This window comes from Lysinibacillus sp. NPDC097868, assembly GCF_044761135.1.
In the GTDB taxonomy this organism is placed as follows: Bacteria; Bacillota; Bacilli; order Bacillales_A; family Planococcaceae; genus Lysinibacillus.
On the sequence record NZ_JBIWBS010000002.1, the window covers coordinates 87,863 to 99,881 of the forward strand.

The 12,019-nt window shown below is 37.2% G+C and carries 11 protein-coding genes; all 11 read left to right on the forward strand.

Going from position 1 to position 12,019, the window contains the following annotated elements; translation table 11 throughout:
* The first annotated feature begins 5 nt into the window (after window positions 1–5).
* The 11 genes from ACIQXJ_RS15235 (at window position 6) to ACIQXJ_RS15285 (ending at window position 11,792) form a co-directional block, all read left to right on the forward strand.
* Window positions 6–782 (forward strand): ABC transporter ATP-binding protein, encoded by a 777-nt coding sequence (locus tag ACIQXJ_RS15235; RefSeq protein ID WP_403055429.1) that lies wholly within the window; start codon window positions 6–8, stop codon window positions 780–782.
* Window positions 754–2,694, forward strand: a complete 1,941-nt coding sequence (locus ACIQXJ_RS15240; RefSeq protein ID WP_403055427.1) for an FtsX-like permease family protein — start codon at window positions 754–756, stop codon at window positions 2,692–2,694. The genes ACIQXJ_RS15235 and ACIQXJ_RS15240 overlap by 29 nt, the downstream gene beginning before the upstream one ends.
* 141 nt (window positions 2,695–2,835) lie before the next feature.
* A complete protein-coding gene (locus ACIQXJ_RS15245; protein ID WP_403055425.1) occupies window positions 2,836–4,386 on the forward strand; it encodes a fatty acid--CoA ligase family protein in 1,551 nt (516 codons plus the stop codon).
* 439 nt (window positions 4,387–4,825) lie between these two features.
* Complete coding sequence (locus tag ACIQXJ_RS15250; protein WP_401014574.1) at window positions 4,826–5,470, forward strand: VTT domain-containing protein; 645 nt, start codon at window positions 4,826–4,828, stop codon at window positions 5,468–5,470.
* Between the two features lie 465 nt (window positions 5,471–5,935).
* Window positions 5,936–7,165, forward strand: a complete 1,230-nt coding sequence (locus tag ACIQXJ_RS15255) for an EAL and HDOD domain-containing protein (protein WP_403055423.1) — start codon at window positions 5,936–5,938, stop codon at window positions 7,163–7,165.
* 167 nt (window positions 7,166–7,332) lie between these two features.
* On the forward strand, window positions 7,333–8,181 hold the full coding sequence (locus tag ACIQXJ_RS15260; protein WP_401020032.1) for a YitT family protein: 849 nt from the start codon (window positions 7,333–7,335) through the stop codon (window positions 8,179–8,181).
* A 51-nt stretch (window positions 8,182–8,232) separates the two neighbouring features.
* Window positions 8,233–8,562, forward strand: coding sequence for a cytochrome c551 (cccB, locus tag ACIQXJ_RS15265; RefSeq protein WP_139859783.1), 330 nt, complete (start codon window positions 8,233–8,235; stop codon window positions 8,560–8,562).
* Between the two features lie 234 nt (window positions 8,563–8,796).
* Window positions 8,797–9,732: an HPr(Ser) kinase/phosphatase gene (gene hprK, locus ACIQXJ_RS15270; RefSeq protein ID WP_401014518.1), complete on the forward strand. Its 936-nt coding sequence runs from the start codon at window positions 8,797–8,799 to the stop codon at window positions 9,730–9,732.
* A 37-nt stretch (window positions 9,733–9,769) separates the two neighbouring features.
* Entirely contained in the window at window positions 9,770–10,591 is an 822-nt protein-coding gene (lgt, locus tag ACIQXJ_RS15275; RefSeq protein WP_403055421.1) for a prolipoprotein diacylglyceryl transferase, read from the forward strand.
* Between the two features lie 12 nt (window positions 10,592–10,603).
* Window positions 10,604–11,245 carry a pyrophosphatase PpaX gene (gene ppaX / locus ACIQXJ_RS15280; protein WP_403055419.1) on the forward strand — a complete coding sequence of 214 codons (642 nt, stop codon included), beginning with the start codon at window positions 10,604–10,606 and terminating at the stop codon, window positions 11,243–11,245.
* Between the two features lie 4 nt (window positions 11,246–11,249).
* On the forward strand, window positions 11,250–11,792 hold the full coding sequence (locus ACIQXJ_RS15285) for an acyltransferase (protein WP_403055417.1): 543 nt from the start codon (window positions 11,250–11,252) through the stop codon (window positions 11,790–11,792).
* Window positions 11,793–12,019 lie beyond the last annotated feature (227 nt).

Sequence of the window (12,019 nt, forward strand, 5' to 3'; positions counted from 1 at the left end):
AAGGCATGCCTATTTTACAAATAAAAGATGTTACAAAAGTATATGAAGGAAAGGTTACACATCGTGCACTCAATCAATTGAGCTTTGAGGTCGAAGAAGGTGAGTTTTTAGCAGTAATGGGCCCATCGGGAAGTGGTAAGACTACGTTATTAAATATTATTTCTACGATTGACGAACCAACAAGTGGAGAAATCATTTTAGATGGCATGAACCCTCATAAGCTAAATGCTACTGAACTTGCTTATTTTAGAAGAAGACAGCTGGGCTTTGTTTTTCAGGATTTCAACTTATTGCATATGCTCACGGTCGAGGAAAATATCGTGTTGCCATTAACGCTTGATCAGCAGCCATTAGAAGTAATGGAAGAGCGTCTTGCAAGTATTATAGAAAAGCTTGATTTAGCTTCCTTTTTGCATAAACGTCCGAATGAAATTTCAGGTGGACAAGCACAGAGAACAGCGATAGGACGGGCATTGATTCATAATCCAAGCCTTATTTTAGCAGATGAACCAACGGGAAATTTAGATTCTAATTCTTCGCGCGATGTACTAGAACTATTAACAAAAATTAATAAGGAAAAACAAACGACAATCGTGATGGTGACCCATGATCCGATTGCAGCAAGTTATTGTGATCGCGTGCTATTTATTAAGGACGGGGAATTTTTCAATGAGATTTATCGAGATGACCGACGTCAAATGTTTTTCCAACGTATTTTAAATGTATTGAGCTTACTAGGAGGAGGGCAAGTAGGTGACCTTTCGACAATTCGCTTACCGTAATGTCGTACGGAACAGCCGTATATACGGGGCCTTTTTTATGGCGAGCTTTTTTTCTGTAGCCGTATTTTTTATCTATTCAATGCTGATGTTTCATCCAGATATTGAACGTGGGATTTTAGGAGAAGTATCGTTAGTCGGCATGATAGGTGCAGAGATCGTACTTGTCCTCTTTACATTGTTCTTTTTATATTATTCGATGAGTGCTTTTTTAGAGGCGAGATCACATGAGTTTGCTATTTTATTGCATCTTGGAATGGAAAAACGTCAAATGAACAAGCTTGTCTTTTTAGAGACAATGATTATCGGTGCGGGCTCTATTATTGTAGGCATTATTTTTGGATTTTCATTTTCGAAGTTTTTCTTCATGATTGTTCGGGAAATTTTGCATTTAGAGGATTTACCGCTCTATGTTTCTTGGCAACCTTTTTTACTGACAATTGGTGTTTTTACTAGTGCCTTTGTCGTTATTTCTTTCATCAGCGTATATTTTACACGTGAGAGAAAACTTCGCGATCTTATCAAGGGAAATGATTATATAAATAGCGAGACTAGCTATTCAAAGGTTCGTGCAACATATGGTATTGCTTTAATTTTAACAACCTATGTGCTGGCATTTATCGTTTCTCATACGACAATGATTGGTCTTACTTTACTAATACCGTTCTCAGCAACTTTTGGAACTTACTATTTTTTTAGTGATTCAGTACCATTCTTTTTACAAATTGCACGTGGAAAACGTAAATTTAATTGGCAGCGCTATCGCCTCTTATCTTTAGCTGAACAAACACACATTATGAGAGATAATGTGAAAATGTTTTTCGTCGTAACGATGGTATCGACAATGGCATTTTTATCTGTCGGCGTATTAGCTACGATGTCCTCCTATACAACACAATACGATCGATTAAATCCACTAGGTCTTATCTATAAAGGAGATAGCGATAACCCATATGAAGCTACGCACATTAATTCTCTACGAATCCAATTAGAGGAGAAGGGATTATCCTATCATTTATCTCGCTTTGTAGTTGTTAAGCAAACTTCCTCATATACACGTAATGAGGTGGAGGTATTCCGAGAATCAGATATGAACGTCTTGCTATCCTCATTTAACTATCCTTTGATTAATTTAGAATCTGGAGAGGCAGTATTCATACCATATTCGGAAGAGTCTTTAAAAAAGCTTAAAAATAAAGAAGTCCAAACGGTTTTAGAAGAAAACTCTATACCTATTACGATAGATAGTGTATACCCTAAAATAGTATTTCCAGGTTCAATAGTTAGTGTGAATTCTATTGTCATTAGTGATGAAGACTTTGTGAAGCTTGTGAAGCCAATTACAAGTAAGGGTGTTGTGCAGCCGAGCTATCATCTATTTACTTTTGATATTCCGCAGTGGATGGAGACAAAGGAAATTGGTAAGGACATAATTGAAATGGCATCAACTGAATATTTTTATAATATTAAGAAGGGCAAGCATAGCCCATTTTACTTTGAAAATGCAGGATTAAATTATTCTTATATACTAGCTACGTACTCCTTATTTACATTAGTTGGTGTTTTAGTAGCGACTGTATTTTTACTAGCGGCTGGTAGCTTCATTTACTTTAAACTGCATACTTCACTTGAACGAGAGAAGCGGAAATTTGATGTTTTAAAGCGAATGGGGTTAACAGATATAGAGTTGAAAAAGCTGGTGAATCGTCATTTATTCCCGCAATTTTTCTTGCCGTGGAGTGTTGCTATGATGCACAGTGCCTTTGCCTTTTTTATGGTTCAAGGCATTTTAAAGGATATTGCTAATATTTCAATAGTTAAAGAAGTTTTCTTTGCATTTGGGTTTTTCGTTCTTATTCAAGTAATTTATTTTTACTTAATCCGTTGGCGATATATCTCACATATCCGTTCTTGAAAATCTGTACAAAAGAGAAAAAAATGAATTTTTTGACGGTAATAATGACATGAAGTAAAAAGACTCATTGTCTTTTAGATATATTTCTTATATAATATTACTGAATAACGATTCATTTTATACGATAAGGGGATGGTGTAATTGAATTTAGTTTCATGTGTTCGTCAACAAGCAGCAGAGCAACCGGAAAAAATTGCGTATCATTTTATGGGGAAAGATACGACGTATGGGGAATTTGAACAGACAATAGGTCGCTTTGCACAGGGGTTACAAGATTTAGGGGTACAAAAAGGGGATCATGTGGCGTTTTTACTCGGCAATACGCCACATTATTTAATTGCTTTATATGCAACGATGCGTATAGGAGCTACAGCAATTCCTGTAAATCCAATTTATACGCCAGATGAGATTTCTTATATTTTACGTAATGGAGATGTCAAGGCAGTGATTGCGCTCGATGCACTGCTTCCATTAGTAGAAGTAGGTGTACAAGCCTTTCCAGAAGTTGAAACATTTGTAGTTTGTGAAACAACAGCAGATGTAGCTGAAAAAGTAGCTGCTTTATCGGAAGAGGCGAAAGCGAAAACGCATTTATTTTCACAGATCGTTGCGCGTGCATCTGGATCACTAGAACCAGCGGACGTAGCAGATGATGATACGGCAATTATATTATATACATCAGGAACAACTGGGAATCCAAAGGGCGCCATGCTGTCCCACGGAAATGTTTATTCAAATGCACGTGACGTCTCTACCTATTTAGGCTATAGAGCTGATGACCGCATTATAGCCACATTACCAGTTTTCCACGTATTTGCGTTAACGGTAGTTGTCAATGCGCCTTTAATCAGTGGCGCAACCGTTTTGCTTGCACCGCGCTTTAGTCCAAGTGAAATTTTCGCATTGGCGAAGGAGCAACAGGCAACGGTATTTGCTGGTGTCCCAACGATGTATAACTTTTTACATTTATTACCTGAAGGCAAACCGGAAGATTTTTCGACAATTCGTTTAGCCATTTCAGGAGGCGCATCTTTACCTGTTGCACTATTACATAATTTCGAGCAGAAATTTAATGTACGTGTATCAGAGGGGTATGGCTTATCAGAAGCTTCACCTGTAACATGCTTCAATCCATTAGACAGAGAGCGGAAAGCAGGCTCCATCGGTACATCTATTAACAACGTCGAAAATAGAGTCGTTGATATCAATGGAAGAGAAGTTCCTGTTGGTGAGGTTGGCGAGTTAGTCGTTCGTGGGCCAAACGTGATGAAAGGCTACTATAAAATGCCTGAAGAAACTGCGATGGCCATCCGTGATGGTTGGTTATACACAGGGGATCTTGCAAAAGTAGATGACGAAGGATATTTTTATATCGTTGATCGCAAAAAGGATATGATTATTGTTGGAGGCTATAACGTATACCCGAGAGAAGTCGAGGAAGTGTTGTTTGCTCATGACAATATCGTAGAGGCGGCAGTAGTGGGCTATCCAGACCCTAACTTCGGTGAAGCAGTTCATGCCTATATTGTGCTCAAAGAAGGAACGGCAACTACAGCAGATGATATATTAGAGTACTGTGCAAAACATATGGTAAAATACAAGGTTCCGAAAGTCGTTGAAATCTTGGATGAGCTACCGAAAAATACAACAGGTAAAATTTTGCGTCGTTCTTTAAAAGCGACAACAGTATAAGATTTTTAATAGAAATCATGTCCACCACAGAAAGTTCAGTGGTGGGCTTTTATTTTGAAAATTGTTAATTGTATGGGTGCCTGGCACTCTTAAAAATCCAATACGCTTACCGCGCGAATTGTTGCGTCTTACGTCCTGTGCGTTCCCGCAGGGTCTCCCTGGATTTTTACTTAGTTTTTAAAACTATATTACGGAAAGAATTCAGAATTGTATGAGTGCCTGACACTTATATAAATATGACTAAATAAGTTGAGTGCATAGAGCCGTAGTGATAAAATCAGTCATGTGCGAAACTTCTACATACTTTAAAAGGGCTTGTCATATAGTAGGGGAGTAGTAACTTGTATACTATGTTGTATTGATTTGGAACCCTTTTGTGCGTAACAACGTCCAAGCTTTTAGGAAAAATTAAATTGAAAGAGAGCATACAAAAACAATGATAGGACTCATTCAAGAGTTAATTAGTTTTATAATGCATATTGATGTGCATTTAGAAGAAATTATTCGTGATTTTGGTAATTGGAGTTATCTCATTTTATTTGCAATTGTGTTTGTCGAAACAGGTGTCGTTATTTTCCCATTTTTACCGGGTGATTCATTACTGTTCGCTAGTGGTACATTAACAGCAGCAATGGGAGCCTTTGATTTATGGATCCTAATTCCTGTATTTTTGGCTGCAGCAATTTTAGGGGATACAATGAATTATCATATAGGTCACAAAGTTGGTACTTCGATTCCACCTAAGAGCTTATTAGGCCGAATCGTTAAAAAGGAACGTATGGAAGCTGCGGAGAAGTTTTTTAACACACATGGTGGGAAAACGATTGTTATTGCTCGATTCATGCCTTTCATTCGTACGTTTATTCCATTTGTTGCAGGGGCAAGTAAGATGCATTATAGCTACTTCTTACTGTACAACATAGTAGGTGCAGTTTTATGGGTATTCAGCTGTACATTACTTGGTTATTTCTTTGGTAATATCCCAATTATTAAAGATAACTTCTCGGTAGTTCTTATTTTAATTATATTTATCTCAGTAGTACCAGCGGTTATTGGCGCTTTCAAATCTAAATTTGGGAAATAAATAGATGCTTCAGAAATGTTCTGAGGTATTCAGACTATAGACAACTTGAAAATTTCGAGTTTGTTTATAGTCTTTTTTATTTAAATATATTTAGAATGGCTATTCGCAAATTATGCTCTGCGTTCCAAATGGAGTTGCTAACATCCACTCAAAATACAGAAAATTTCATTTCGTTTTATAGCTTAATGTAATTATTTTCTGAATAGTATATGGATTTCTTATAATTTATTTTATAATGCGATTAAAGGCTTATGACAAACACTTTATGTTGTGTGGCAAAGTGGATGTTTATCAAAAAAGTATTATTTATGACTACTCCAGTTACATAAGTAATAAATAGTAAATTGCATAGGTATATGTTAGTTGAGGTGTAAGAAACAAATAATATAATGCGGAAAAAATAAGCGTAAGGTAATGAAAGATGCTATAATAATTACTAGAAAATGGTGAATTGGAGGCAACGAAATGGAAGTATTTATCGGAAGACAGCCAATCTTTAATCTTCACGAACAGGTCGTTGCGTATGAATTGTTGTATCGAAATAAAAATCAAAATTCATTTCCTGATGTCGATTCAGATGCTGCAACTGTGGATGTGTTAGTGAACTCATTTTTATCAATAGGTATTGACGAGGTGACGAAAGGGAAGCCTTGTTTTGTTAATTTTACGGAAAACTTGCTTATGAGTTCAATCGAAGAATTTTTAAATCCTTCGCAAATCGTAATTGAAATTTTAGAGGATGTACCACTAACACCCAAATTAGTTGAGCGTGTCATTGAGCTGAAGGCGCATGGATTTACAATAGCTTTAGATGATTTTATTTTAAACGAAGAAGTACAAATATATGAAAAACTTTTCCCTCATATTGATTATATAAAAGTGGATTTTTTATTATCCTCTGTGCTTGAACGAATGGAAATTGAAAATTTGGTAAAAGAAAATTTCTCTCATATTAAATTGCTAGCTGAAAAAGTGGAAACACAAAAACAATTTAAAGTAGCAAAGCATTCAGGCTATGAGTTATTCCAAGGCTACTTTTTTGAGCAGCCTCAAATAATTAGAGCAATGGATATACCTGCAAATGCAATTCAATATTTCCATATAATTTCTCTTTTAAAAGAAGAAGAGCCCAATGTTCATCTGTTAGCGGAAAATATCGAACGAGATATATCATTAACGTATAAATTATTAAAAATGATTAATAATTCTAGTAGACGTTCAAAATCTAAAGTGCGTTCAATTAAGCAAGCTATTTTATTACTTGGTTTAGCAAATCTACGTAAGTGGATATATTTATTAGCTTTACGTGAATTTGATGGTAAAACGGATTCAGATCTTTTTCAAGAATTGATGCGAACATCTTTGTTCAGAGCAAAAGTTTGTGAAAAATTAGCAAAGCTATCCTATAAGCAAAACTTTTCTGAGTATTTTTTAGTCGGGATGTTTTCATTAATTGATACGATATTACAAAGACCGATGAATGCTATTTTGCAGCAATTACCTTTTTCAGAGGCGATAACGGAGACGATTTTAGGTGGACAAACCGAGATGACACCATATTTAGAGTTTAGTATTGCCCTAGGTAAACTAGATTGGGAACGCATAGAGCAATTAGCGCCTCAAATAAATATAGAAATGGCAAGCATTGATCTTTTATATAATGAAGCTTTAGAATGGGCAGAAACATCATTATAATTAGGGAAAAAACTACAGAAAATAAGCTACCGATGTTCACAAGGTAGCTTTTTTTGTTTGTTAGGTCGAGTTTCTCTTCATCAAGATGAAGTTCTCAACGTGAAAACTATTTGCTATAATCATGTCGTCTTTAGAAAAATTCTGATAGTTGAAGTGGGCGTGAGGAAATGAATCAATCACAAGATGTAAAGGCAAGTATTCTGGAATATGTGTATGTAATTGTTGGTGCCGCAGTAGTGGCAATTGGTTTTAATGTATTTTTACTACCAAATCAAGTAGCTTCAGGAGGCGTTAGCGGCATAAGCACCATTTTACATGGCTTATTTGGCTGGAATCCTGGACTAGTACAATATGCATTTAATATCCCGTTGTTTTTAGCTGGAGTTCTAATACTTGGTAAAAAGTTTGGCGTAAAGTCTTTTGTCGGTACTATAACGTTACCGTTTATCGTCTTATTAACGAATAATTGGGAACCTTGGACTGATAACCCTTTACTTGGTGCACTTTTTGGTGGAATTGTTGTCGGATTAGGAATAGGACTAGTCTTTAAGGGGAATGCTTCTACTGGTGGCACTGATTTACTAGCTCAAATTATTACAAAGTATACCGGATTTTCGCTTGGTACAAGTGTACTATTAATTGATGGAATTATCGCAATTAGTGCAGCAATTGTTTTTGACTTAGAAAAAGGACTCTATGCCTTAATCGGCCTGTATGTCACAACAAAAACGATTGATATTATTCAGCTTGGTTTTAGTCAATCTAAAATGGTGTATATTATTACGTTAAAACAAGATGAAGTGCGTGATGCGATATATGCTGAAATTGATCGTGGTGTGACAAAATTGCCTGCAATTGGCGGTTATACTGGAGAAGCACGACCAGTTTTAATGGTTGTTGTCTATCAAACAGAGTTCACAAAGCTGAAACAACTCATTAAAAGCGTTGATCCATCTGCGTTTGTCATCGTTTCTGATGCCTACGAGGTGTTAGGTGAAGGTTTCAAGCGTGCATAAATTTGGTATAATAGCTATGGTAAGATATTCATTTACTTAGGAGGGGTACTAATGAAAAAAGCAATGTTAACATTAGTGTTCGGTTCAGCAATTTTCTTAGCTGCATGTGGTGGCGGCGGAGATAAAAATAATGCGACAGGTAATAACGATACGGCTGCTGAACCAGACGGTAAAGCTATCGCAATGAAATCATGCGTTTCTTGTCACGGTGGTGAGCTACAAGGTATGGGTAATACACCTGCACTAAACAATGTAGGTTCTCGCTTATCTGAAGAAGAAATTTTAGATGTGATTAACAATGGTCGTGGGGCAATGCCAGCTGGACTTATTAAAGGTGCAGACGCTGAAGCTGTTGCCAAATGGTTAGCAACTCAAAAATAAATAAATGACAAAAACTAGCGGTTCTGGAGACCGCTAGTTTTTCTATTTGTTACTGTAAATGGTGTAAATGATATATCTCTCGTTATTTTGCACTTGTATGTTACACGACTGTCTAGAAGTAAGTATAATAGTGTTACTAAATAAACATGCAAACAAGTGTAATTTCATTTCTTTTATACATAGGCATGCTAAAATAAAACAATATTCAATTCGTTTGAATGGAGGCTGCAAATATTGGTCGTAGTATTGACAAGGGACGTAATGGAAAAATTTAAGTTAGAACTATTAGGCGGCGAGGAAGGTATTGGAAGAACTATTACTACAAGTGATATTTCCAGACCTGGGTTAGAGATGGCTGGATATTTTACGCATTATCCTGCAAATCGAGTACAATTGCTAGGGAAAACGGAGCTTTCTTTTTTCGAAATGTTACCAACGAATGTTAAACTAGAACGCATGCGTTTACTATGTTCACAGGATACGCCAGCTATCATAATATCTCGTGATCTAGAAGTGCCTGAGGAGCTTATTCAAGCTTCAAATGAAAAGCATGTACCCGTATTTAAAACACATATGACGACAACAAAATTTTCGAGTAGATTAACCAATTATTTAGAGGGACGTTTAGCACCTATGACAGCTGCACACGGCGTGTTGGTCGATGTATACGGTATTGGTGTGCTCATTATTGGAAAAAGCGGTGTTGGGAAAAGTGAAACAGCGCTAGAGCTTGTAAAAAAAGGACACCGACTTGTTGCGGATGATTGTGTGGAGATTCGTCAGGAATCTGAGGATTTTTTAATAGGCAGTCCGCCACCGCTTCTAGAGCATTTATTGGAAATACGAGGTATTGGTATTATCGATATTATGACCCTCTTTGGTGCAAGTGCCGTACGACCTTATAAGCGTATTACTTTAATTATTGAGTTGGAGATATGGGATCCTGCCAAAGTATATGATCGTTTAGGTTTAGAAGAAGAGAAAATGAAGATAATTGATACAGAACTGACAAAACTAACAATTCCAGTACGACCTGGACGAAATGTATCCGTAATTATCGAAGTGGCAGCAATGAATTACCGTTTAAAGAAAATGGGTGTCAATGCAGCTGAGGAGTTTTCAAGACGATTAGATGAAGTCATTTCTTCAACAGATGAATTAGACGATTAAAAGGTAACAGATCGTTAAAAATTGAGAGGAGCATAAGATGGATTTATTACTTTTAGACATTAACCCGGTAGCCTTCCATTTAGGGCCAATTCCTGTACGTTGGTACGGATTGTTAATTGTATCGGGGATTATTTTAGCATATTTTGTTGGACAAAGAGAGGCTGTAAAGCGCGGATTGCCCGAAGATTTTTTAGCTGACTTGTTATTATGGGCAGTACCGATTTCTATCATCTGCGCGCGCATCTATTATGTTTCTATGCGTTGGGATTATTATAGTGAGAATCCAGGCAGCATTATTCAAATTTGGAATGGCGGTATTGCTATTCATGGTGCGCTAATAGGTGCATTTGTGACGGCTTACATATTTACTCGCAAAAAAGGGGTAAGCTTTTTACGCGTGGCAGATATTCTAGCGCCAAGTCTTTTAATTGGACAAATTATTGGTCGTTGGGGCAATTTTATGAATCAAGAGGCATTTGGTGGACCAGTGTCACGTTCATTTTTAGAAAACCTTATGCTACCTGATTGGATTATTAATCAAATGTACATTGAAGAACTAGGCACATATGTACATCCTACATTTTTATATGAATCTGTATGGAATTTTGTCGGCTTATTAATTTTACTGGCATTACGTAAAGTGAATTTAAATCGTGGGGAAATATTCTTTAGCTATTTAATTTGGTACTCAATCGGTCGTTTCTATATAGAAGGTTTGCGTACAGATAGTCTATATTTAATTGGAGACATACGATCAGCGCAGGTCGTTTCAATTATTGGAATTGTCATAGGGCTTGGGGCAATTATTTACCGAAGATTGAAAGTAAAGCCTGCAGTGAAATATTTGGACAATAAGTAAGGAGTGTAAAGGATGGCTGTAAATGCATTGCTTTTTGATTTTGATGGTACACTACTAAATACAAATGACTTAATCATTCAATCATTTATGCACGTTTTGGAAGAGAGATTTCCCGGGCAATATTCGCCAAAAGATTGCCTAAAATTCATGGGTCCGTCATTAAAACAGACATTTAGTGAATTAACGCCAGGCGAAGAAGACGAAATGATGGCAAAATATCGCGCTTGGAATGAACCACATCATGATGAGCTTGTAACCGAGTTCCCTGATGTTGTGTCAACTTTAGAGCAATTAAAGTCGATGGGTATTAAATTAGCCATTGTCTCTACAAAGCGCAATGCTATGATTGATCGCGGCTTGAACATTCTAGGTGCTAGTCATCTATTCGATGTGATAGTAGGGACAGATGATGTGCAAAATGTGAAGCCAGATCCAGAGCCAGTTTTGCTTGCTTTATCACGTCTAGGTGCAGCAAAGGAAGACGCCATTATGATTGGTGATAATTCTCATGATATTGAAGCTGCACATAATGCAGGTGTAAGAGCTGCAGGAGTCGCATGGTCAATTAAAGGGGAACAATATTTACAGCAGTTTAACCCAGAATATATATTGCAGCATATGAAGGATTTACTTGATATTGTGAAAGAGGGGTAAATGCATGGCGCGTAAAACAGAAAGATATCGTGTCGAGGGCGCAAACTCGCTATGGAATGTATATGATACGGTGTCCTTTTGGAAGGTGATGAAGTGCTTCATTGTCATTCAAATCGGACGCTTCACTCCTTTTTTACGCGTGAAGAACTGGCTGTATCGCACTTTCTTAAAAATGAAAATTGGTGACAAAACATCTATAGCTTTAATGGTCATGCCAGATACGATGTTTCCGGAGCGTATTCATGTCGGAAATAATACAGTCATTGGCTTTAATACGACAATTTTAGCGCATGAATACTTAATTGAAGAATATCGTCTAGGGGATGTCCATATTGGCAATGAAGTGATGGTAGGTGCTAATTCAACAATTTTACCTGGAGTGACGATAGGTGACGGAGCCATTGTGTCAGCCGCAACACTAGTACATAAGGATGTACCTGCAGGCTGTCTAGCAGGTGGTAACCCGATGCAAATTATTTATACAGCAGAACAGATGGCCGAGCGCAAACAGAAGGAAGTTGTGCAATGGTGTACGCCGAAAAAATAAAAAAGAGGCTGGATATAATTACTCCATGATGTAATTGCACTAGTTGCTGGTAGTGGAGGCTAGTGCCAGGCACTCAAACAATTCACTAGTTGATGGTAGCGAAGGCGGTGACTCCTGCGGGAACGCACGCAGCGTAAGACGCAACAAACCGCGCGCTAGCGAGGGTTGCGGCTTACGTGTGTGCCCGCGGAAAGCATCCGCCGTAGCGGACATCAACGGAGTTGGAA

What these genes read in the sequence shown, in the direction of transcription:
- ACIQXJ_RS15235 (WP_403055429.1), top strand. Translation starts at nt 6, where the DNA reads ATGCCTATTTTACAAATAAAAGATGTTACAAAAGTATATGAAGGAAAG.
- ACIQXJ_RS15255 (WP_403055423.1), top strand. Translation starts at nt 5,936, where the DNA reads ATGGAAGTATTTATCGGAAGACAGCCAATCTTTAATCTTCACGAACAG.
- ACIQXJ_RS15260 (WP_401020032.1), top strand. Translation starts at nt 7,333, where the DNA reads ATGAATCAATCACAAGATGTAAAGGCAAGTATTCTGGAATATGTGTAT.
- cccB (WP_139859783.1), top strand. Translation starts at nt 8,233, where the DNA reads ATGAAAAAAGCAATGTTAACATTAGTGTTCGGTTCAGCAATTTTCTTA.
- lgt (WP_403055421.1), top strand. Translation starts at nt 9,770, where the DNA reads ATGGATTTATTACTTTTAGACATTAACCCGGTAGCCTTCCATTTAGGG.
- ppaX (WP_403055419.1), top strand. Translation starts at nt 10,604, where the DNA reads ATGGCTGTAAATGCATTGCTTTTTGATTTTGATGGTACACTACTAAAT.
- ACIQXJ_RS15285 (WP_403055417.1), top strand. Translation starts at nt 11,250, where the DNA reads ATGGCGCGTAAAACAGAAAGATATCGTGTCGAGGGCGCAAACTCGCTA.